This window comes from Halohasta sp. A2 (genome assembly GCF_056175805.1).
The window spans coordinates 62,443-82,803 of record NZ_JAQFWV010000001.1 but is presented as its reverse complement, the minus strand read 5'-3'; the positions used below and the strand labels follow the sequence as shown (position 1 = coordinate 82,803).

The window sequence follows — 20,361 nt, the reverse complement described above, 5'->3', positions numbered from 1 at the left end:
ATGGTTGTCGGGGGGTTACGGAAATATAGTATTGTGCAATATAGACAAAACCGTTATACGCTCATCAGTGCTAGATACAACTGAACAAAAATGTGTACTCAACGAAATACTACCCTCGGTACAAGGAGCACTGGACAATGGTTGGGTTAGAAGTTCCAACCTGGGACCCACAGACTGCTCTCTTGATCGGGGCGATTCTCTTCGAAGCGATCGCTCTGTATGTCGGCTATGGCTGGGTCGAACAACTGGTGGGCCCTCGCCTGATGAAACTCCTTGTCGGAGGTGAAACACGTGTCGGCCAGTAGTCTCGCGTTTCTCGGCACCTCACCCGAGTTGGTCGCGCTGTTCGTCGGCTTCGGGCTCGTCGTCGGGGTGCTGTTCGGCTTCTTCGGGATGGGTGGGTCGTTCCTCGTGACGCCCGCGCTGTTGATGCTGGGCTACGACGCCTCGGTCGCGGTCGGCTCCGGGATGGCGTTCGTCTTCGGGACCGCCGTCATCGCCACGCTGAAACACCACGATCTGGGGCAGGTCGACTACAAACTCGGCGCGATCATGATCGCCGGGACCACCGTCGGTATCGAGGTCGGCCGAGTGAGCGTCTACTACCTCGAAGACCTCGGGCTCGCGGGCGGCGTCATCAGCGTCGCCTACGTCTTCCTGCTCGGCGCGATCGGCCTGCTGGTGACTCGTGAAGCCCTGTCGGGCGACGGCGGCGGAATCGACCACGAAGCTGTCGACAAAGACCTCAGCGAGTACGAGATTCCTGAGATCGCCAGAACCATCCAGCAGACCGTTCGTATCCCTCCGATGGTCACCCTCCGCGGCGACGTCAAGGTCTCGCTGTGGGTGATCACTGCGGTCGCCTTCTCGACCGGCCTGCTGTCGGGCTTTCTCGGCGTCGGCGGCGGCTTCATCCGCATGCCCGCGATGATCTACGCTATCGGCGTCCCGGTCCCCGTCGCCGTCGGGACCGATCTGTTCGAGATCGTCTTCTCGGGTGGCATCGGCAGCTACCTCTACGGACAGGGCGGCGGCGTCGACCTCGGAATCGTCGCCCCGCTCCTCTTTGGGAGCGCGCTGGGCGCACGGATCGGCTCCGCGGCGACCGCCATCGTCGACAGCGACGGGATCAAGATCTACTTCGGCGGGATGCTCCTGGCCGGCGCAGTCGCGGTCGCCGTCGGCGAGATCGGCTCGGCGATTGGGAGCGAACTGCTCGAAACGGTCGGACTCGTCCTCGTCATCGGTGCGGCTGTCGTCGTCGCGGGAGCCATCCTCTACACGACGCTTGTTTCCTTGCGCGCGACGAAGCGTCGACAGTCCACCACTGCCGACTGACGCCCCGTTTTCGAGACCGACCCGTCCGGTTGGGGCAGTATTGTACACATCTTACAAACACTTTTGTTTCGTGGCGGAGTAAGAGTCTATATCATGGCAGACTCGATGAGCGAGTATCTCAAACAGGACATGAAGTGCGAAGGGCTCTTGGAGTGTATTCATGGCTTAAAGAACCTCGATAAGGAGATCTTCGGCGTTCTCACCGAAGCGAGCGAGCCGCTGACGGTCGACGAGATCGCCGAGAAAGTCGACCGCGAACGGTCGACGGCCTACCGCTCGATCCAGCGGCTGATCACCAGCGGTTTCGTCCAGAAAGAACAGGTCAACTACGAGCAGGGTGGCTACTACCACGTGTTCCGACCGACCGACCCTGACGAGATCGCCGACGATATGCAGCGCATGCTCAACGATTGGTACGCCAAAATGGGTCAGCTTATCGGTGAGTTCCGGACGAAATACGACACACCGACAGACCAGCCTGTGAGTGCCGAGAACTAATTGCTGGCCTCGCTGGTGGGCCGCCGCCTCACCCGTTCGTCGGCAGCTGACATATCGTACTGTTTTCGGTGTGTATTCCTCGCCGTATCGGTCTCACTCTTCGATTCGATAGCGGTCGTGTGCGGCTCTTGTCGTGTTCGTTGATATCTGCTGAACCGGTCGAAAATGGGATGACTGTCCCGATGACCATAGAATGAGAGACGACTGTGAAACTGACAGCAATAATTTTTATTATTAATCATGCTAGACATCTATTCACAATGGTAAAGGAAAAAATAAATGGCCGAACGTCACCTACGAGGTCAGTATCCCGACGCCGATTCATCCAGGCAGCCGGAACGGCCGGGATGGCTTCACTGGCGGGCTGTTATGCGTCGGGCGAAACGGCGGGTGTCGAGATTCTCGGCAACCAGGCCATCGCACAGACCTTCGACCCGGCGGCGTTCCATGACGCTGGCGTTCCTGAGGAGATCAGTATTGAAATCACTGCCGGGCCTGAGGAAACGGGCGCACGGGCCGAAGAGATCGTCACGCTGCTCGATGCTCAACAAGATTCCCCGGACATCTTCGTGATGGACAACGGGTGGACGATTCCGTTTATCGTCCGCGAGAGCATCGTCAACCTCGAAGCCGAACTCGACAGCTCGTTTATCGACCAAGTTCGCTCGGACAGCTTCGAGATGCTCGTCGAAACCGGCAGCCACCCCGACACCGGCGAGATGTGGGCGTTGCCCTTCTTCCCGGACTTCCCGACGATGCAGTACCGCAAGGACCTGTTCCGGGAGGCGGGCTACTCCGACAGCGAGTTCGACCGCTGGTCGACCGACCCGCCCTCCTGGGAGACCTGGAGCGCCGCGGTCGCCGAGGTCCACGAGCAGTCGGATGTCGAGTACGGCTACGTTTGGCAGGCAGACAGCTACTCCGGGCTGTCGTGTTGTACGTTCAACGAACTCATGTCCGGCTACGGCGGGGCCTATTTTGGGGGATTGGACACCCTGTTCGGCCCCGTCGGCGACCGGCCGGTGACCGTCAGCGAGGAGCCGGTGATCGAGGCGCTCAACGTCGGCCGGGATCTGGTTACCGGCAGCGACGCGGCGAGCCAGGACATCACCCAGTGTTCGCCCACCGAGGTGTTCGGCTGGACCGAACAGCAGACCGACGGCGCGTTCGTCGGCGACTCCAACGCCGTGGCGATGCGAAACTGGGTGTACACCATCGGGCTGGCCGCAGATGGGTTCAGCGATGACCAGGAGTTGGGCGTGATGCCGATGCCCTACGGCGTTCCCGAGGAGGAGGCCGCCTACCCCGAACTCGGCGGCTCCATCGCCGCGCTGGGCGGCTGGCTCGTCGGCGTCAACCCCAACACTGCCGACATGGAGTCGACCCTGGAAGTCGTGCGGGCCTTCCACTCCGAACCGGTCCAGGCCGAACAGCTCAACGGGCCGGGGTTTCTCCCCCACGAACCCGACTACGTCGAGAGCCTGGCCGGTGACCACCCCTCGTACGGCGAGTTCACCGAGACGCTGCGACTGGCTGGCGACTCCGCCGTCGCCCGCCCGGTGACGCCGGTGTGGTCCCAGCAGTCCCAGCAGGCCTACCAAGAGATCAACGACGCCCTCCAGGGCCGAAAAGAGCCCGAAGACGCGATGGCGGAGCTGGAAACCGCGTTCATCGATCTGGAGACGATCTAACCATGATAACCCACCATACCACACATCCCCCGGATTCCACAGGAGTCGACCATGGCGACTGAACAACAACAGCAACAGCAACAGCAGGGAGTCGACTGGAACCCGATTTCCCGCACCCTCAACTGGATGGAAGGCCTCAGCGAGCAGGCCTACGCCTACCTCCTGCTTACACCGGCGTTTCTGGTGTTGACGGCGATCGCGCTGTGGCCGCTGTGGCGCACGTTCCGGGTGTCGCTGTACGCCGACAACCTCTTCGAGGCGGCCAAAACCGGCGAGTTCGTCGGCCTCGCCAACTACGTCGACGTTCTCACCAACCAGAACCCCCTGCTCTCCCGACCGCTGATCGATTTCACTGGTGGCACCCCGTTCTTCCGGCAGGCACTGCTGGTCACACTGGCGTTCGCGGTGATCAGCGTCGTCTTCGAGACGCTGATCGGCTTCGGACAGGCCTACATCATGTCCAAGGAGTACCGCGGTCGACGCTGGGTTCGCGTGGCGATCATCCTCCCGTGGGCGATCCCCATCGTCATTCAGGGAATGCTGTTTTTCCTGCTGTTCAACCCCTCGGTCGGCTTCCTGTCCGAACCGCTGCAGTCGATCGGCCTGTTCAGTTCGAACCCGCTGACCAGCAGCACCGACGCGTTCGCCATCGTCACGGTCGCCGACATCTGGAAGACCTCGGCGTTCATGGCGCTGTTGATCCTCGCGGGGATGCAGAGCATCGACAAGAGCCTCTACGACGTCGCCGAAGTCGCGGGCGCGACGCCGTGGCAACGGTTCCGCCACATCACCTTGCCCCTCATTTTTCCGGCGCTGATGGTCGCCATGCTGTTCCGCACCATCGACGCGATGCGGATCTACGGGATCATCGAAGCCTCAGGAGCGGGCTGTGGCACGGTTCCGTCACTCTCGTGTCTCGTGGTCGACACCATGTTCGGTATCACGCAGGCCTACGCCTCGGCCGCGACAGTCGCGTTCCTCACGGCGACGATCATCGCGCTCGTGATTCTGGTCTATCTTGTCGCCCTCAAACTCAGTCCGAAGGGGAGTTACCAATGAGTCAACAATCCCAACAGAAAGACGAACGGCGTGGCCCGCTGACAGACTGGGTCGACAGCGCCATCGAGAACCCGAAGAAGGTCTACCGCGCGATGTTCTTCGTGGTGGTGATCTTCTTCCTGTTTACCACCTTGTTCCCGCTCTACTGGCTGTTGATGATCGCCCTCTCCGACAGCGGCCGGGTTACCGAGGGCGTCGGCTTGCTTCCGACCGGCTTCGACCCCAGTTCGTTCGTCGAGATCTTCCAGCAGATCCCCCTGCATCTCTACCTGTTCAACAGCTTCGTGTTTGCGACGCTGACGACGGTCTTCGTCCTCCTGATCGCCAGTCTCGCGGGCTACGCCTTCGGTCGACTCGAGTTCCGGGGCAAGCGGACGCTGCTGTTGACCGTCCTGGTGATCAGCTTCTTCCCACCGGCGGCCTTCTTCATCCCACTGTTCCAGCTCTTCACCGAGCAGATCGCCTTCCTGGGACTCACGCCGCCGGAACTCTACAGCACCCCCGGCGGCGTCGTCATCCCGCTGAGTGCGATCTTCATGCCGCTGGCGATCTTCATCCTGACGACGTTCTACAGCCAGATCCCCGACGGCCTCGAAGACGCCGCCCGGATCGAGGGCACCACGCGGCTCGGCGCGCTGTTCCGCGTCATCGTCCCGCTTTCGGCGCCGGGTGTTGCCACGGCAGGAATTTTGACGTTCATTGCGGTCTACAACGAGTTCTTCTTCTCGTTTTTGATGACCGGCACCGAGGCCCGCGACTGGGCCCCGATCGTCGACGGCATCATCTCCTACCAGTCGCAGTTCCAGGTCCGGTACGACCTGATGGCGGCGGCTAGCATCGTCGCGGTCGTTCCCGTGGCGATCCTGGTCGTCATCGCCCAAGAAAAGATCGTCAGCGGACTCACTTCCGGAGCACTGAAAGAATAATGGCAACCATCACACTAGATGCAATTAGAAAAGAGTACGGCAGCGATGTAGCGGTAGAAAACATGAACCTCAAGATCCGAGACGGCGAGTTCGTCACGCTCGTCGGCCCCTCGGGCTGCGGGAAGTCGACCACGATCGAGATGATCGCAGGGTTGACAAAACCTACCAGTGGCACTGTCGAGATCGGCGGTCGCGACGTAACCAACCTCCCGCCGAAGGATCGGGGAATCGCGATGGTGTTCCAAAACATCGCGCTGTTCCCCCACAAGAACGTCTACGACAACATCTCGTTCGGCCTCCAGCTGCGCAAGGTCGACAAAGACGAAATGGATCGGCGCGTCGAGGAGGCCGCCGACACCGTCCAGCTTTCGGGGATGCTCGACCGGATGCCCACCGAGATGTCCGGCGGCCAGCGCCAGCGCGTTGCGATCGCCCGCGCCATCGTCCGAGAACCCGACGTGTTCCTGATGGACGAACCGCTTGCGAATCTCGACGCCGAGCTACGGGTCCACATGCGGACCCAACTCCAGCGCATCCACAACAAGCTGGACACCACAATCGTCTACGTCACCCACGACCAGGCCCAGGCGATGACGATGTCGGATCGGATCACCGTCCTCAACGACGGCAGACTCCAACAGATCGACCCCCCACTGGAGTGTTACCACGAGCCAGCCAACCGCTTTGTGGCTGGGTTCATCGGGTCGCCCGCGATGAACTTCATTCGGGGCGAAATAACTTCGGATGGATTCCGCTCGGACTCGGGCCACGGCGACGTCGAGTTCGACCCCGAGTTGATTGGGGTCTCACCCGGCCAAGAGGTGATACTCGGCGTGCGACCGGAACACGTGATTCCGGTCGACGAGGCCGTTGGCGACGTGACTCGGACGATCGAGGCCTACACCGACGTCATCGAGCCGATGGGCAACGAGATCTTCGTCTATCTCGTCACCAGCAAGGGTGAAACGGTCGATATGGAAGACCCCAGTGCCAGCGGCCAGATCCTGATGAACGTCGACCCGGGCACAGAGGTGGCCGAAAACGAGGCTCTCTCGGTCGTGTTCGATAAATCGCAGCTCCACCTGTTCGATACCGAAACCGAAACCGCACTCGTCCACGGCCTGGCCGATCCAGTCAGCGTCGACACCAGCGTCGACGGTAACGCGGACACGGAGATCGGAAGCGACGACTGAGTGTCAGAGATAAACCGTCTCGGTTTCGGAGTTGACCGCCGCGAGAATTCGTTTGAAAACGCAGTACCTTCCTGGAGATACTCATCGGTACCACAGTCACATCGCACGCCGACTGCGAGCGCGGTGTTCTCCATTTCAATTACTGATAGTGTATCATTTTTCACCCACAACTATTCTCAGTTTATGGGAATCGGATCTAAATCTATATGGCTGAAGAACCCATATTCGTGATGAGTACAGAACTATATGATTCCTGTCCCTGATGTTCTCGTCACAAACGTGTTCGAGGTCGCACAAACCGGTCTGATGTTGTCACCAGAGCTGGCAAGCAGGGTCCAGTTCGGTTGGACGATAACGGTTCACATCCTGTTTGCAGCGCTCTCGATCGGGCTGGCACCGTTTATTGCCTACTTCACGTGGAAAGACGTCACCAGTGACAATCCCGAGTACACCAAACTCAGAGAGTTTTGGATCAAGGTGTTCGCGGTCGGCTTCGTGATGGGGACGGTCACTGGCATTCCGATGAGTTTTCAGTTCGGGACGAACTTCCCGGTGTTCTCCGAGGTCGCTGGCGAGCTAATCGGTGGGCCGCTGGCGTTCGAGGCCAAAATGGCCTTCTTCCTCGAAGCGGTTTTCCTCGGCGTGCTGCTGTTCGGTCGTGAGAAGGTCTCCGACCGAACGTACATCCTCTCGTCGATACTCACCGGTGCAGGCGCGTGGCTCTCGGGCTTTTGGATTCTCGTCGTCAACGGCTGGATGCAGACGCCCCAGGGCTACGAGATGATCGAGCGAAACGGCATGGAGATCGCTCAACTAACCGATCCGGTTGCTGCCTTTCTCACACCACGGATGCCGTGGATGTACGTCCACATGATTAACGCCTCGGTGATCTCTGTCACGCTCATGGTCGCTGGCATCGCGGCCTACTTCGTATGGCGAAACCGTGAGTCGGAGGCATGGAACACGGCGCTGCGTGTCGCGGTCGTGCTACTGCTCGTTACGGCTCCGTTTCAGGCGATCCACGGTGACGCCTACGGTCGACACGTTGCCGAAACGCAAGAACAAAAATTCGCCGCGATGGAGGCCCACTACGATACCGGCCAGGCCGACCTCCACCTGATTGCGATCCCGAAAAGTTTCGATGCGTTGACCGATCCACGGACGGACAACCTGTTTACGATCAGCCTTCCGGCTGTTGGCTCGTTCCTCGCGAGCGGCGGTGATTTCAACGCGGAAGTCACCGGCTTACACGAGTACGACGAGAACCCACCCGTCGCGTTGGTTTTCTGGTCGTTCCGCGCGATGGTCGGTCTTGGATTCCTCTTTATCGGCCTCGCCTTCTGGGGTGGGAACCTCCTGCGAAAGGGCAAACTCGGCGAGAGTACCCGCCATTTACAGGCGATGATGCTCGCGAGCCCACTCGGATTCGTGGCCCTGTTGACCGGCTGGTACGTCACCGAGATCGGTCGACAGCCTTGGGTGATCCAAGACGAGCTCAAAACCAGTGATGCGGTTTCGACGACCCTTACGGGTGCTGAAGCGACGGGAACGCTCGTCGCATTCGTCGTTCTCTACATCGTCCTCATGATCGCCTTCGGCTTCGTTCTCAAGTGGATGATCGAGGGCGAGCTCGAACGGATGGGTGTCCGCGAGCGCGAGGAGTCCGGTCGACCGCAGATCCCATGGGTGGGCGGCGATGACTGAGCCGCTCCTCATTCCGGTCGATAGCTATTTGGTCGACTCGCTGCCGACCGTCTGGTTCGGGGTTGTCATGTTCACGCTGGCGATGTACGTCGCGCTCGATGGGATGGATTTCGGGATTGGCATGCTGTACGCGACTCGCGACGAACACGACCGCGAAACGCTTCTGTCGGCGTTCGGGCCGATCTGGGACGCCAACGAGGTGTGGCTCGTCGCCTTCGGGACCACCCTGTTGGCGGCGTTCCCTGCGATCTACTCACGGCTGTTGAGCGAGCGGTATCTGTTGGCTATTGCGATCGTGATGGTGCTGCTCCTTCGAGGGGTTGCTCCCGAACTTCGTGAACAGCGCGAGGAACCCGAGTGGCACCGGCGCTGTGACCAACTGTTCGTTTTCGGAAGTACGGTCACCCCACTGCTGCTCGGGATGCTCGTCGGCAGTTGGACCTTCGGAACGGCCGTTCTCAGCCTTCCAAGCCTCCTGACCGGCGTCGGACTGGTTGCACTCTGTCTGACGAGCGGGGCGGCGTTTATCGCCGGCAAAACGAGCGGCTCGCTGGCCGACGACATGGTCCGATACGGTACGATCTCGACAATCGCCTATCTCGGTGGCGTTGTCGTACTTCTCGGTGTCGTTTACTGGCTCAATCCCACGGATGTTCGCACACTCCTGGTGACGATACCGGCAGTCGCGATTGTTCTCGCCAGTGTCGTCTTCGGCGTCGGCGGAATCGCGGCCGCCCGAACGGGTCGACACCACCTGTGGTTCGGGTCGACGTTCGGGCTCTCGTTCCTCTTGGTCGGGCTCGTCGCTACGCTGCTGTACCCGACGATCTACCCCGCGAGCGGGCTGACCATCGAGGCCGCCATCGTCTCACCGCTCGCGCTCAACCTCACCACGATCTTGGGACTTCCCGTCTTGCTGCTCGTGTTGTGGTACTTCAAGTTCCTCTACACCACGTTCGCGGGCCCGGTCGACGGCGAGGGCTACAGCGCCTAAGGAATCAGCTACTGCCACCCGGATGGAAACGGTTTTTCACCAGCCAGTCGAAGCCGAGCCATGAGCTACCGAGTTATTGCGGATCTCTCGCCCGACGAGCGCGTCGCTTTCTTCGAGCGCGACGCGGGGATCGAGTCGGCCAGAAGCGATGCCGAGCAGATCATCGGCCGTGTCCGCGAGGAAGGAGATGTCGCCCTCCGCCAGCTATCAGCCGAGTTCGACAACGTCGAGGTCGGCAATCTCGACGTAACCGATCTCGCCGAGCGTGCCCACGAGGAGGTCGACGACGAGATTATCGCCGCGATCGAAACGGCCGCCAACAACATCCGCGAGTTTCACGAACACCAAATCCCCGACGACTGGCGACAGTCGTTCGACGGCCGCGAGTTGGGCCGACGCTACCGCCCGATCGAGCGCGTCGGCGTCTACGCTCCCGGCGGCACTGCGGCCTATCCATCGAGCGTCCTAATGGGCGTGATTCCCGCCAAAATCGCGGGCGTCGACCACGTCGCGGTCGCTACCCCGCCGGCGGATCCAATGAATCCTGTCACGCTTGCGGCCGCCCACGAAGCAGGTGCGGACGCCATCTATGCGGTCGGTGGCGCACAGGCAGTCGCCGCGTTGGCCTACGGAACCGAGACGGTCAACTCGGTCGACAAGATCGTCGGGCCGGGCAATAAGTGGGTGACTGCAGCCAAAGCCACTGTCCAGGGTACGGTTGAAATCGACTTTCTGGCCGGTCCGAGCGAGGTGCTGGTCGTCTGTGACGAGACGGCCGATCCTGCGTTCGTTGCCAGCGATCTCGTCGCACAGGCCGAACACGACCCCAGTTCCTCGGTCGTTGCGGTGACCGACGACGAGGCGACCGCCGAGGCGATCAGCGCGGCCGTCGACCAGCAGATCGAGGACCGCGAGCGAAGTGACACTATCGAGAAGGCATTGACTAACGACGCTAGTGGTGTCCTACTCGCGCGATCGATGTCCGAAGCAGTGCTGTTCGCCGAGGAGTACGCCGCCGAACATCTCTCGATTCAGGCTGCCGACGACGAGGCGCTGCTCGATCGGATCGACTCCGCGGGAAGCGTCTTTTTGGGTCCGTACACGCCGGTCGCCGCAGGCGATTACGCCTCGGGCACGAACCACGTCCTGCCGACGAACGGCGGGGCCAAGCGCTTTGGCGGCCTCTCAGTCGACTCATTCGTCCGGTCGACGACGGTCCAACGGCTCGACGAGGCGAGTCTCGAGGATCTCTCGAAGACGATCACGACGCTCGCCGACGCCGAGGGGTTGGAGGCCCACGCCGAAAGTGTTCGGCGACGGTTCTCATCAGAGTAGGAGTCGACTACTGTCTAAAGCAATGACTCTCAAACGAGTAGGGGTCGACTACCTCTCTCTGTATTCCCAGATTGGAACTGGTTTTGATTACATCTCGTCGTCACAGTTAACAAGCTCCACGACAGAGATGCACGTATGAGTACGGAAACCGTCGACGGACGACCGGAGCCCGCCGTAGAGGTTTCCGAGCTGGCCGCACAAAAGGCGCTCGCGCTAATGGACAGCGAAGGAATGGATCAAGACATTGGTGGGCTTCGGCTGTTCGTCCAACAAGGCGGCTGTGCGGGACTGTCGTATGGAATGCGGTTTGACACCGAACCCGAAGCCGACGACACGGTGACGGTCCATCACGGGCTTCGCGTGTTCGTCGACCCTGCAAGTATCAACTACATCGGCGGCAGTCGACTCGAATACGAAGACGGCCTCCAAGCCGCCGGGTTCCACGTCGAAAACCCGAACATCGTCTCCGAATGCGGCTGTGGCGAGAGTTTCCGGACGTAGGGACCACACATTTACCATCTGCGGCCGTTCGGCTAGTATGGATCTCGAACCATTGACTGTCGAGTCGGACGGAACGCTCTATGTCGACCGGAGCGACACCGAACGGGGGGCCGAAGGCCCGTTTTATGCCGTCTACGCGAACCAGGAAGCGACCGAACGCTGGGGGTACTACTGTAGCGTCTGTGGGACGGTCGACAACGCGATGGACACGATGGGCCGGATCGTCTGCAATCAGTGTCCGAACGTCCGCAAACCCGATGAATGGGACGCAGCCCACGAGTAACCCCTTTTTAGTGTTATAGTGTGGCAACATTTATCATGGGTGATGACGTACGCTCAACCGGATGGCCCCTGTTACCATACCACCGACCGAAGAGGCCAGAACCGTGTTCAGACGGCTCGGCTACGCCCTCAGTGAAGAGGGAACTGAGTTCATCGCCGAACGAAAGTGGCGGCGAGTCCGTGTGACACCGCTGTGTGCAGACGACGCCACCGAGCCCGAGGCTATTCTCGGAGACGAATCCGACGACGGCCCGCAGCTTCGATGTTTCGTCACGTGGATGCCGTGTACAGGGGCGTTACGTGAGTATCTTCGGTCAACCAAACCGCCGTACGACTGGGCGATTATCGGTATCGAGGACGACGACAACAACGAGTTTGAGGTCGTCCACCCCGATACCACGCTCGCGTCAGCGTAGGCCACCCGACTCGTCGACTCCTCCTGGCGGTCGTTTTTTGAGGGAGTACGTCGAACCGAGAGGTGCGATGGTACATAAGAAGGTAACCCTGATCGGCAAAAGCACCGAGAGTTTCGATAGCGCCGTAGACAACGCGATCGACCGCGCCGAAGCGACACTCGATAACGTCCACTGGATCGAAGTCGAAGAGCTCGGTGTTGAGCTCGCGACCGTCGACGACCGAGAGTATCAGGCGGAAGTCGAAGTCGCCTTCGAGCTCGAATAGGTCGTTAATACGATCGCTGTAACCCGAGTTTTCGGTGACCTCGATCTCCGTGTTATATCGATTTGACTTCCTGTGCGTACAGAACGATAGCCTCTTTGCCGCCGCCAGGTGAATTGAATTCGATGACCCTTGTCGTGGTCCCGGTCCGCTATCCACTCACCGCTCACTCGAAGGCGACACTCTCCGAAGCGATCCGCATCAGCAACGACCGCGGGGCCGAACTCTCGGTGCTCCACGTCGACCTGTATCATGACAGCAACCACGTCAGCCGAACTGATCTCAAACGCGCGATTGAAACCGAATACGGCCAGCTCGATGGGGTCCGATACGTCGTCCGCAAGGGGTTTTTGGTCGAAGAGACCATTCTCGAAGAGATCGCCGCCGAAAAAGCAGACGTCGTTGTTATCGGCTCAAAACAGGCCACCAGGTGGCAACGAATGGTCCGCAAACTCCTGTCGGATCCGGACATCGGCTCGTATCTCCGTCAAAAACTCGACTGTACGGTGATCACGGTCGACTCGAACGGCAAGACCGACGAGTAGTCACCGACTAGTTATATACCGAACGTTGCTCGCAGCATATCTCTGGTTCCCGGTCCGAGGCCGACCGCGACCACTGCCACGAGCAACAGGATCGTGTACCGTGGTGACTCGTCGAACAGCTCTTCGTTGAATATCCAGACGAGAAACGTTGCCGCCGCGAGTTTCACCACCAGGAAGGGCCAGGCGTCGCCGGTCACCGCAAGAATCGATTCGGGAAGCCACCGGCCGGTGTACTCGACGATCGCGCCGTTGACCGGGTGTTTTGGCACGAGGTTATTGCCCGCCCCAAGCGCCGGCATCCAGTCGAGGCCGACGACGTTCGCCATCCCGTCGACGGCGTGCGCCCAGATGACGACGCCACCGATAACCCCGGTTCCGACGTTGAGTTCCGGGTAGCTCGCGCCGACGAGTTTCCAGGTGACCAGCGCCGAGAGGGTCGCTCCGAGGAGCGTGACAGCCAGCACCTGCGGGTAGATCGAAACGTAATCCGTCGTTGCTCCGAGATACGTGAGGTACCCCACCGAGCCAACGACGAGCGCGGTCCCGATTGCTGCGAGCGGATACTCGTAGCCGTCGACGTAGCCCGCCGATTCGAGTCGGACGCTGACGAGCACGGCAGCCAGCGTGAGTCCGAACATCGTGAAATAGATGAACGGGCTGATGATCAGCGCGCTGGCGGGAAAGGCGACCAGTGGCTCTGCACCGGCTCGGACCGCCGCAACCCCGGCGTCCTCGATCGTCCGGAGCGCCCCGCCGAACAGCATGAACGGAAACAGCGCGTAAAAGAACTTACGGTCGGTCCCGAGATCGAGCCGACGCAGCAGGAGAAGCACGCCGAACAGTGTGAACAGCAGGATGACGATGTAGCCGATCTCGGAGACGACCGTGTAGCCCGGATAGGCGACGATCTCGCCGGCGGCTTCGGCCTGGGCACAAGTTTCGCTTCCGCCGAACTCGACCGCACCGCCCGACCGGATCGCGCAGGTCGCCCCGTTGCCGTCGGCGACGACCGGCCCCCAGAAATACTGCCAAAGAAACCGCCCGTAGACCAGGTCACGAAACAGTAGCGAGCCGACGACAGTAGCGAAGATGAGGGTGCCAACGCTACCGATCCACAGCCGTTCGGGGGAGGTATCGAGCCGCTCGGAGACGGTTGCCATTGCTATTGCATGTGGTGGTCGGCAAATTGAGCGTTCCGGTCTCCTGGCTGGTCGCTGCTACCGATCGACGATGCCGTCGGTCGCCGCCTGTACGGCCTCGTGAATCGCGCCGTTCGAGACCACGAGCCCGGTCGAATCGTGTCGCCACCGCTCGCCGTCGACGTCGGTCACGGTGCCACCGGCCTGTCGGACCAGGTGGACGCCGGCGACGCTGTCCCACGGATACGCCGCGAGATCGCTGAGCGCGCCGTCGATTGAGCCGTCGGCGACCAGCGCCAGCGTGGCCTGTGCGGAGCCAAACCGTCGCATATCGTCGAACCGGTGGACGATCTCGCGGGTCGCCGCGGCGTACGCCTCGCGGTTGTCGGTCTCCCACCAGAGTGTCGGCGCGACCGTCGACAGCTTCGCCGTTTTAGTCTCGCTGACGCTGATCTCGGTGCCGTTGCGGTAGGCGGCACTCTCGTCGGCCGTATACGTATCGCCGAGCGCCGGGAGGACGACCGCCGCGGCAATCGGTGTGGCGTCGACGACGGCCGCGACCGCAGTCCCCCAGATGCGGATCCCGTCGACGAAATTGTTGGTGCCGTCGATTGGGTCGATAATCCAGACAGCACCCTCTTCGGGGACGGTTTTGCGGGCGTCGTCCTCCTCGCCGACGATCGTGTCGTCGGGGAACTCGGTCCGAATGACCTCGATCACGCGTTTTTGCGCTTCTCGGTCGGCCTCAGTGACGAGATCCGTCTCCGAGGACTTGGATTCGGCAGCGATTCCGGTTCGAAACTGCTCGAAGGCAAGCTCCGCGCCGGCGGTTGCGGCGCGCTCGGCGACGGCTACCCGTCGGTCGTTAGTAGTGGTCACACACGTAGTGAACACTGATTTCACCTATAGCCCCCGATTATTCCCTATTGGCCTCGGTTGTCCCGGTGAAAATCAGACAACGATCTCGCAAGTACTGCTATTATTTACTCAGTTTCGAATCCGAGTAAATACTTATACAGGGCCATCGTAGCCCACTGTGTATGCGTCCCGAAGAAGCCGTCAAACAGGTCCAGTGTGTCACCAACGCCTCGCTCGATCAGGTGGGCGAACGAGTCGCACCGATGTACAGGCCGACGTTCCGCCGGGTCGCCACCGAGGGTACCGGGTTGGACGTGACTCGCCTCGCCGACCAGCTCTGTTCCGAGATCCGGTCCGGAAACCGCCCACACGTCGACGAGGTCGAAGGCTACGCAACCGATATCCTCAGTCGTCGACGCACCCTCACTGACGGCGGCCCCAAGTAGTCGGCCCAACGTCGTCTCGAACGTGTCGCCGTGTTTTTCCGTCCCCGAACCTGTGAGTAGCTATGCGAATCGGTTTCGTCGTCAACCCGATCGCCGGAATGGGTGGTCGTGTCGGTCTCAAAGGCACCGACGGGAAGGTCGACGAAGCCCGCAGCCGCGGGGCGACTCCGCGAGCCCCAGACCGCGCTCGCCGCGCGCTCGACCGACTGGCCGAACTCGCACCCGAGACTGACCTCCTGACCGCTGGTGAACCGCTGGGTGACTCGGTGGTTCGGGCCGCTGGCTTCGAGCCGACTGTTGTTTATGAACCGGACGAACGATCGACCACGACAGCCGACGATACGATGGTCGCCGTCGAGACGTTCTGCAGCGAGTCGGTCGACCTCGTCGTGTTCGTCGGTGGCGATGGGACTGCGGCCGACGTGGCCGAGGCGCTCGACGGAACCGAAATCCCGATGCTCGGTGTGCCCGCGGGCGTCAAAGTCTACTCGTCGGTGTTTGCCGTTTCGCCCGAGGATTGTGCCGACATCGTCGTCTCGTTCGACCGAACCGAGCGACGCGAGGTGATGGATATCGACGAGGACGACTACCGAGCGGGCGAAGTCAGTCCGGAGCTCCGGGCGGTCGCGTGGGTGCCGGTGACCGACGAGCTCCAGTCGTCGAAACAGCTCGGCGGCGGCACGGTCGACTCGCTGGCCGCGGGCATCGCCGACGGCGTCGACCCGTCTCGCACGTACGTGCTCGGCCCTGGCTCGACGGTCGGCGCGATCAAATCGGCGCTGGGGTTCGATGGGTCGCCGATCGGCGTCGACGTCTGGCGCGATGGCGAGGTGGTGGCGTTGGACGCCAGCGAATCCGAGATTCTCGACGCGCTGGGCGACGACAACGTCATTGTCGTCTCGCCGATCGGCGGCCAGGGGTTCGTTTTCGGCCGGGGGAACCCACAGCTCTCGCCCGCCGTGATCCGCCGCTGTTCGGTCGAGATCGTTGCTTCACGCGCCAAACTCGATGGAATTTCGGTGCTTCGTGTCGACACCGACGACCCCGAACTCGACGAGGAACTTCGCGGGTGGCGAAAAGTCAGGGTCGGCCGGTTCGAACGGCGGATGATGAAAATCGTGTAGCGCTCGGGTGTCGGCTATCGGTACTCAATCACATACCGATATTTCACAGATGTACATGTCTTCTGCATTTTGCCACACAGATACCAAGAGTATAGACAAGATTAAGGAGATACGAAGCTCAGAAAGGGTATGGAAACGCGGAAAGTCCAACGGTTGGGTCCGTCGACGCTGGCGATGACGCTGCCAGCCCAGTGGGCCAAAGAACACAACGTCGAGAAGGGTGACGAGGTATCGATTCGGATGGGTGGGAAGGGCACCCTCACCGTTCTGCCCGAGTCCGCAAGCACCGAGGAAAGCGAGGCGATCATCCACGCCGACAACCTCGATGCTGGCGCGCTCGAACGCGCGATCGTTGCCCAGTACGTGCTCGGTCGACGCGTCATCCACGTCAGAAAGGAATCGGGCGCGCTCGACTCCGAACACATCAACGCGGTATATAAAGCCGAAACCCAACTCATGGGCCTCGGCGTGATCGAAGAAACACCCGAGTCCATTGCGATCCGGTGTTCGGTCGACCCCGAGGATTTCACGCTCGACAACCTGCTCGAACGACTCGAAAACACCGGTAGCACGATGCGCGGCGAAGCTATCAAGGCCTTGGCCCACGGCAACACCGACCTCGCCCAGCGGGCGCTCAACCGCGAGCGACAGGCGAACAAGATCTTCGTCCTCTTGCTTCGGCTGATCTTTACGGCCTACCAGAACCCCAATCTCTGTCGCGCGGTGGGGTTGGATTCGAGTTTCCCACTGATCGGCTACCGGTCGGTCGCCAAAAACCTCGAACTCACCGCGGACAACGCCGAGGATATCGCCGAGATCGTCATCGATGCTGGCGGTGACGAACTCGACATCGACAGTTCGACGATGCGCCGCATCCGTGAGTTCACCGACCAAGTCGACGAGATGACAGCGCTGGCGGTGCGGGCAGTCGTCGAGCGGGATTACGATCTGACGATCAAGTGCCGCTACATGTTCTACGAGATCGCCGACCGCGAACAGGAGATTCTCGAAGACCTTCCCGAGCTCTCGAACACGGAACTGCTTCGCATCCGCGAAGTGCTCGTCAGCCTCCAACAGACCGCCGAGTACGCCATGCGGAACGCCGAGATCGCCGCCAACCTCGCGCTCGACGAGGAGTCCGAACACGTCGAAATCCGGTAGTCGACCGACTTTTTTGTTTTCTCTCGCGTCGACCGTCACGTGCGGACGAATACCATTAAGTGTCCACCGTCGAACCCTCCTGCATGGAAACCGGATCAGTCGACTCCGACAAAGCGATCGGGATCTCGATGGCCGTTGGCGTGCTCGCAGTCGTGGGCGCGCTCGTCATGTTTGCAGGCTCGACACAGCTGCTTCGAGCGTGGGGCTTTGCAGCCGCAATGATAACGGCGAGCCTCTGTGTAGTCGCGATTCACCTTTACGAGTAGACAGTCTCGCGGGCAGACTGTTCTGTCGGCAGTCATGGGACGCAATTGTTAAGCCCGTCACAGCCCTATACGTGACCAATGACTACCTACACCGACGAGGAACAGCGGATCGTCGCGTATCTCCGCGATAGCGTCTCGCGTGGTGAGCGCTACTTCCGGGCGAAAACCATCGCCGAGGCCATTGGGCTCTCCGCAAAGCAGGTCGGTGTCCGGCTGCCGCAGCTCGCAGAGAAGTCCGACGATGTCCAGATCGAAAAGTGGAGCCGCGCGAAGTCGACGACGTGGCGAGTCACACCGCAGTAACGATTCGCGTTCGCCTGCTTCGGTGGCCTTTTTGCTTCTGCATGCCGATTCCGTACTAATGACTGTCCGTGTCTCACGGACCTTCGAGTTCGATGTTCCCGGCGACCGCATCTGGGAGTTCATTGCCGACCCCGAAAAACGAGCCGGCGCGATCAGCGTCGTCGACTCCTACGAGCTCCGCGGTGACAACCGGGCGATCTGGCACGTCAAACTGCCGATTCCACTCGTCAACTCGACGGTTCAGGTCAAAACCCAAGACGTGGTTCGAGAGCCGCCCCATCGCGTGAAGTTTTCGGGCCGTTCGAAGGCACTGAACGTAACCGGAGAACACACCATCACGGAAACCGATGGCGGCTGTACACTGGCCAACGAGTTCATCGTCGACGGTCGACTGCCCGGCGTCGAACGCTTTTTCAAGCGAAACCTCGACCGCGAGATCGACAACCTCGAGGACGCACTCCGCGCGGATATCGAATCGGACCCCTGAGATGAAACTCGCGCTCGCCCAGATCGAGATCGAACCCGGCGCAGTCGAGGAAAACCTCTCGCGGGCGGAAACCGCCGTTTCGGCGGCCGCCGCAGAGGGAAGTGATCTGGTCGTTCTGCCCGAACAGTTCGTAGTCGGCTTTTTCGCCTTCGACGAGTACGCGACGCACGCTGTGGGACTCGACGACCCGCTGTTCGATCGTCTCGCCTCGCTGGCCGCCAACAACGACGTGGGACTGGTCGCCGGAACGACCGTTGAAGACCTCGCGGCCAGCGCCGCCGCGGGCTACGAGGTTCCCAGCGAGACGGGGTATGCGAACACCGCCGTCTTTTTTGACCGTGATGGCAGCCAGCGCGCGGTGTATCGGAAACACCACCTGTTCGGCTACGACTCGGCTGAGTCCAGGCTGTTGGAGCCCGGCGAGCGACTTCCGACGGTCGACTTCGAGGGACTCACCGTCGGCATAACGACCTGTTACGATCTACGGTTTCCCGAACTCTACCGGCGGCTGGTCGACCGCGGTGCCGAACTGATCGTCGTTCCGAGCGCGTGGCCCTACCCGCGCGTCGAACACTGGAAAACGCTCGGGCGGGCGCGGGCCATCGAGAACCTCTGTTATGTGGCGACTACGAACGGGTCGGGAACGTTCCCCGACGCCGAGTCGACACTCTGTGGCCGGTCGACGGTGTACGATCCGTGGGGAACCACCTGTTGTAGCACGGGCGCCGAACCCGCGGTGTGTACCGCCACCGTCGACCCTGAACTGGTCGACGAGGTTCGGGGGCGGTTTCCGGCGCTCGAAGACCGCCGTGAGTGAGCAGTGTTTGAGACTGCAGTAAGTGGGTGATGGCAGCCGGTGGACGGTGCATTTATCCCTCTTAGCGACTAATGCCAGATGCCGACGCATGGACGCTTTTCTCGTCACCGTCGGCAAGAGACTGCCGCGCCCATCCCACTCGCTGTCAGGTCTGGTCGGACCTGATTGAGACGGGTCGAGGTCTCGGGGCCACCTCGACTCGTTCATTCGTTCATTCTAGTCTTATCAACTCGAACTGAGCCACGGCATCTTCCACCTGCGTTCAGTTGTCGCTCCCGTCTCTCTGTTGGCTTCGCTTATTGCGTCGGCGAGTGGTGCTAATCGTGTGGCCGACTCGTCTCAAAAATCAATAATCGACCACTTTACTAACAAATATATTTCTTAACACTCACTAGGTGGGATATTAGGATTAACTATATGTGTCATTACTCCATAGAGGCGTACAATGACAACTTCGGAGGTGAGAATAGGGCAGTGACGGATTCGGTTTGACGTACATTCAACATCCGCATGTCACGGCTGTCTACACTATCCACTGGTCCATCCGTTCTGTGTGGCTCGTGGGCCGGATGGACCGCCCAGAGGCGTGACGTTCGTACGTCGACAGTTCAGTTCACGACACACCAGACTCGCCTTTGGGCACCCACCCCCTGTCACTTCGTCCCTCCTCTTTGGTTATCCCCGCAGTTACAGCATCGAGCGATCGCTAGAGTCGAATTTCGAAACCTGCCAGATCCTCGGGTGGTTCGGTCGTCACGTCGACAGAGTCGACGTTGGCTGCACTGGAACCGGTATGACACCACTCGATCATGGCGTCGACGGCCTGTTGGGCCCCCTCGAAGACAGCTTCGACCCGGCCGTCCGATCGGTTTTTCACCCACCCGTCGACGCCGACTTCGCGGGCTTTCTCGCGCGTACTGGCGCGATAATAGACTCCCTGAACCCGGCCACTGACGAACACGTGTGCACGGACACGCTCGAATTCGGTGTTGGTCTCGGTCATCGCTGTCGGGTTC

General features: G+C 60.8%; 25 protein-coding genes. 22 read left to right on the top strand and 3 right to left on the bottom strand.

The window, feature by feature from the left end; all coding sequences use genetic code 11:
- Positions 1-137: 137 nt before the first annotated feature.
- The 15 genes from O2S87_RS00425 (at position 138) to O2S87_RS00355 (ending at position 12,744) form a co-directional block, all read left to right on the top strand.
- Positions 138-305, top strand: coding sequence for a DUF7512 family protein (locus tag O2S87_RS00425; protein WP_475406819.1), 168 nt, complete (start codon positions 138-140; stop codon positions 303-305).
- Positions 292-1,338, top strand: a complete 1,047-nt coding sequence (locus O2S87_RS00420) for a sulfite exporter TauE/SafE family protein (RefSeq protein WP_475406818.1) — start codon at positions 292-294, stop codon at positions 1,336-1,338. The genes O2S87_RS00425 and O2S87_RS00420 overlap by 14 nt, the downstream gene beginning before the upstream one ends.
- Before the next feature lie 93 nt (positions 1,339-1,431).
- Positions 1,432-1,836 carry a helix-turn-helix domain-containing protein gene (locus O2S87_RS00415; protein ID WP_475406817.1) on the top strand — a complete coding sequence of 135 codons (405 nt, stop codon included), beginning with the start codon at positions 1,432-1,434 and terminating at the stop codon, positions 1,834-1,836.
- Positions 1,837-2,096: 260 nt separating this feature from the next.
- Positions 2,097-3,527, top strand: coding sequence for an extracellular solute-binding protein (locus O2S87_RS00410; RefSeq protein WP_475406816.1), 1,431 nt, complete (start codon positions 2,097-2,099; stop codon positions 3,525-3,527).
- Between the two features lie 51 nt (positions 3,528-3,578).
- Entirely contained in the window at positions 3,579-4,586 is a 1,008-nt protein-coding gene (locus O2S87_RS00405; protein ID WP_475406815.1) for a carbohydrate ABC transporter permease, read from the top strand.
- The gene (locus tag O2S87_RS00400) at positions 4,583-5,512 is read left to right on the top strand and encodes a carbohydrate ABC transporter permease (protein WP_475406814.1); all 930 of its coding nucleotides are present in this window, start codon (positions 4,583-4,585) and stop codon (positions 5,510-5,512) included. The genes O2S87_RS00405 and O2S87_RS00400 overlap by 4 nt, the downstream gene beginning before the upstream one ends.
- A complete protein-coding gene (locus O2S87_RS00395; protein ID WP_475406813.1) occupies positions 5,512-6,705 on the top strand; it encodes an ABC transporter ATP-binding protein in 1,194 nt (397 codons plus the stop codon). Before O2S87_RS00400 ends, O2S87_RS00395 begins: the two co-directional genes overlap by 1 nt.
- A 306-nt stretch (positions 6,706-7,011) precedes the next feature.
- Positions 7,012-8,409, top strand: coding sequence for a cytochrome ubiquinol oxidase subunit I (locus O2S87_RS00390; protein WP_475406900.1), 1,398 nt, complete (start codon positions 7,012-7,014; stop codon positions 8,407-8,409).
- Positions 8,402-9,403, top strand: coding sequence for a cytochrome d ubiquinol oxidase subunit II (locus O2S87_RS00385; RefSeq protein WP_475406812.1), 1,002 nt, complete (start codon positions 8,402-8,404; stop codon positions 9,401-9,403). The genes O2S87_RS00390 and O2S87_RS00385 overlap by 8 nt, the downstream gene beginning before the upstream one ends.
- A gap of 60 nt (positions 9,404-9,463) precedes the next feature.
- Positions 9,464-10,738, top strand: a complete 1,275-nt coding sequence (hisD, locus tag O2S87_RS00380; RefSeq protein WP_475406811.1) for a histidinol dehydrogenase — start codon at positions 9,464-9,466, stop codon at positions 10,736-10,738.
- Positions 10,739-10,873: 135 nt separating this feature from the next.
- Positions 10,874-11,239 (top strand): HesB/IscA family protein, encoded by a 366-nt coding sequence (locus O2S87_RS00375; protein WP_475406810.1) that lies wholly within the window; start codon positions 10,874-10,876, stop codon positions 11,237-11,239.
- A gap of 37 nt (positions 11,240-11,276) precedes the next feature.
- The gene (locus O2S87_RS00370) at positions 11,277-11,522 is read left to right on the top strand and encodes a DUF5816 domain-containing protein (protein ID WP_475406809.1); all 246 of its coding nucleotides are present in this window, start codon (positions 11,277-11,279) and stop codon (positions 11,520-11,522) included.
- A gap of 61 nt (positions 11,523-11,583) precedes the next feature.
- Positions 11,584-11,937, top strand: a complete 354-nt coding sequence (locus tag O2S87_RS00365) for a DUF7116 family protein (protein WP_475406808.1) — start codon at positions 11,584-11,586, stop codon at positions 11,935-11,937.
- 67 nt (positions 11,938-12,004) lie between these two features.
- Entirely contained in the window at positions 12,005-12,202 is a 198-nt protein-coding gene (locus O2S87_RS00360) for a dodecin (RefSeq protein ID WP_475406807.1), read from the top strand.
- A 122-nt stretch (positions 12,203-12,324) separates the two neighbouring features.
- Positions 12,325-12,744: a universal stress protein gene (locus O2S87_RS00355; RefSeq protein WP_475406806.1), complete on the top strand. Its 420-nt coding sequence runs from the start codon at positions 12,325-12,327 to the stop codon at positions 12,742-12,744.
- Positions 12,745-12,755: 11 nt separating this feature from the next.
- Here the strand turns inward: O2S87_RS00355 and O2S87_RS00350 are convergent, their stop codons facing one another.
- Together O2S87_RS00350 and O2S87_RS00345 are read right to left on the bottom strand one after the other, a co-directional pair.
- Entirely contained in the window at positions 12,756-13,904 is a 1,149-nt protein-coding gene (locus O2S87_RS00350) for a DUF63 family protein (RefSeq protein WP_475406805.1), read from the bottom strand.
- 57 nt (positions 13,905-13,961) lie between these two features.
- Positions 13,962-14,762: an inositol monophosphatase family protein gene (locus tag O2S87_RS00345; protein ID WP_475406804.1), complete on the bottom strand. Its 801-nt coding sequence runs from the start codon at positions 14,760-14,762 to the stop codon at positions 13,962-13,964.
- 161 nt (positions 14,763-14,923) lie between these two features.
- Between O2S87_RS00345 and O2S87_RS00340 the strand changes: the two genes are divergently transcribed.
- The 7 genes from O2S87_RS00340 (at position 14,924) to O2S87_RS00310 (ending at position 19,345) form a co-directional block, all read left to right on the top strand.
- Positions 14,924-15,187 carry a hypothetical protein gene (locus O2S87_RS00340; protein WP_475406803.1) on the top strand — a complete coding sequence of 88 codons (264 nt, stop codon included), beginning with the start codon at positions 14,924-14,926 and terminating at the stop codon, positions 15,185-15,187.
- Positions 15,188-15,249: 62 nt separating this feature from the next.
- Positions 15,250-16,311 carry an ATP-NAD kinase family protein gene (locus O2S87_RS00335; protein WP_475406802.1) on the top strand — a complete coding sequence of 354 codons (1,062 nt, stop codon included), beginning with the start codon at positions 15,250-15,252 and terminating at the stop codon, positions 16,309-16,311.
- A 129-nt stretch (positions 16,312-16,440) separates the two neighbouring features.
- Positions 16,441-17,472 carry a PhoU domain-containing protein gene (locus tag O2S87_RS00330; protein ID WP_475406801.1) on the top strand — a complete coding sequence of 344 codons (1,032 nt, stop codon included), beginning with the start codon at positions 16,441-16,443 and terminating at the stop codon, positions 17,470-17,472.
- Between the two features lie 83 nt (positions 17,473-17,555).
- A complete protein-coding gene (locus tag O2S87_RS00325; protein WP_475406800.1) occupies positions 17,556-17,738 on the top strand; it encodes a DUF7525 family protein in 183 nt (60 codons plus the stop codon).
- 78 nt (positions 17,739-17,816) lie between these two features.
- Positions 17,817-18,041 (top strand): DUF7123 family protein, encoded by a 225-nt coding sequence (locus tag O2S87_RS00320; RefSeq protein ID WP_475406799.1) that lies wholly within the window; start codon positions 17,817-17,819, stop codon positions 18,039-18,041.
- Between the two features lie 58 nt (positions 18,042-18,099).
- Positions 18,100-18,528, top strand: a complete 429-nt coding sequence (locus O2S87_RS00315; protein ID WP_475406798.1) for a CoxG family protein — start codon at positions 18,100-18,102, stop codon at positions 18,526-18,528.
- 1 nt (position 18,529) lies between these two features.
- On the top strand, positions 18,530-19,345 hold the full coding sequence (locus O2S87_RS00310; protein ID WP_475406797.1) for a carbon-nitrogen family hydrolase: 816 nt from the start codon (positions 18,530-18,532) through the stop codon (positions 19,343-19,345).
- A 706-nt stretch (positions 19,346-20,051) separates the two neighbouring features.
- On the opposite strand, the gene O2S87_RS00305 is transcribed toward O2S87_RS00310, so the two are convergent.
- The gene (locus O2S87_RS00305; RefSeq protein ID WP_475406796.1) at positions 20,052-20,348 is read right to left on the bottom strand and encodes an acylphosphatase; all 297 of its coding nucleotides are present in this window, start codon (positions 20,346-20,348) and stop codon (positions 20,052-20,054) included.
- Positions 20,349-20,361 lie beyond the last annotated feature (13 nt).

Bases quoted from the DNA above. Each gene is read 5' to 3' on its own strand.
- O2S87_RS00425 (WP_475406819.1), top strand. From the start codon at position 138: ATGGTTGGGTTAGAAGTTCCAACCTGGGACCCACAGACTGCTCTCTTG.
- O2S87_RS00415 (WP_475406817.1), top strand. From the start codon at position 1,432: ATGGCAGACTCGATGAGCGAGTATCTCAAACAGGACATGAAGTGCGAA.
- O2S87_RS00410 (WP_475406816.1), top strand. From the start codon at position 2,097: ATGGTAAAGGAAAAAATAAATGGCCGAACGTCACCTACGAGGTCAGTA.
- O2S87_RS00405 (WP_475406815.1), top strand. From the start codon at position 3,579: ATGGCGACTGAACAACAACAGCAACAGCAACAGCAGGGAGTCGACTGG.
- O2S87_RS00400 (WP_475406814.1), top strand. From the start codon at position 4,583: ATGAGTCAACAATCCCAACAGAAAGACGAACGGCGTGGCCCGCTGACA.
- O2S87_RS00395 (WP_475406813.1), top strand. From the start codon at position 5,512: ATGGCAACCATCACACTAGATGCAATTAGAAAAGAGTACGGCAGCGAT.
- O2S87_RS00390 (WP_475406900.1), top strand. From the start codon at position 7,012: ATGTTGTCACCAGAGCTGGCAAGCAGGGTCCAGTTCGGTTGGACGATA.
- O2S87_RS00385 (WP_475406812.1), top strand. From the start codon at position 8,402: ATGACTGAGCCGCTCCTCATTCCGGTCGATAGCTATTTGGTCGACTCG.
- hisD (WP_475406811.1), top strand. From the start codon at position 9,464: ATGAGCTACCGAGTTATTGCGGATCTCTCGCCCGACGAGCGCGTCGCT.
- O2S87_RS00375 (WP_475406810.1), top strand. From the start codon at position 10,874: ATGAGTACGGAAACCGTCGACGGACGACCGGAGCCCGCCGTAGAGGTT.
- O2S87_RS00370 (WP_475406809.1), top strand. From the start codon at position 11,277: ATGGATCTCGAACCATTGACTGTCGAGTCGGACGGAACGCTCTATGTC.
- O2S87_RS00365 (WP_475406808.1), top strand. From the start codon at position 11,584: ATGGCCCCTGTTACCATACCACCGACCGAAGAGGCCAGAACCGTGTTC.
- O2S87_RS00360 (WP_475406807.1), top strand. From the start codon at position 12,005: ATGGTACATAAGAAGGTAACCCTGATCGGCAAAAGCACCGAGAGTTTC.
- O2S87_RS00355 (WP_475406806.1), top strand. From the start codon at position 12,325: ATGACCCTTGTCGTGGTCCCGGTCCGCTATCCACTCACCGCTCACTCG.
- O2S87_RS00350 (WP_475406805.1), bottom strand. From the start codon at position 13,904: ATGGCAACCGTCTCCGAGCGGCTCGATACCTCCCCCGAACGGCTGTGG.
- O2S87_RS00340 (WP_475406803.1), top strand. From the start codon at position 14,924: ATGCGTCCCGAAGAAGCCGTCAAACAGGTCCAGTGTGTCACCAACGCC.
- O2S87_RS00335 (WP_475406802.1), top strand. From the start codon at position 15,250: ATGCGAATCGGTTTCGTCGTCAACCCGATCGCCGGAATGGGTGGTCGT.
- O2S87_RS00330 (WP_475406801.1), top strand. From the start codon at position 16,441: ATGGAAACGCGGAAAGTCCAACGGTTGGGTCCGTCGACGCTGGCGATG.
- O2S87_RS00325 (WP_475406800.1), top strand. From the start codon at position 17,556: ATGGAAACCGGATCAGTCGACTCCGACAAAGCGATCGGGATCTCGATG.
- O2S87_RS00320 (WP_475406799.1), top strand. From the start codon at position 17,817: ATGACTACCTACACCGACGAGGAACAGCGGATCGTCGCGTATCTCCGC.
- O2S87_RS00315 (WP_475406798.1), top strand. From the start codon at position 18,100: ATGACTGTCCGTGTCTCACGGACCTTCGAGTTCGATGTTCCCGGCGAC.
- O2S87_RS00310 (WP_475406797.1), top strand. From the start codon at position 18,530: ATGAAACTCGCGCTCGCCCAGATCGAGATCGAACCCGGCGCAGTCGAG.
- O2S87_RS00305 (WP_475406796.1), bottom strand. From the start codon at position 20,348: ATGACCGAGACCAACACCGAATTCGAGCGTGTCCGTGCACACGTGTTC.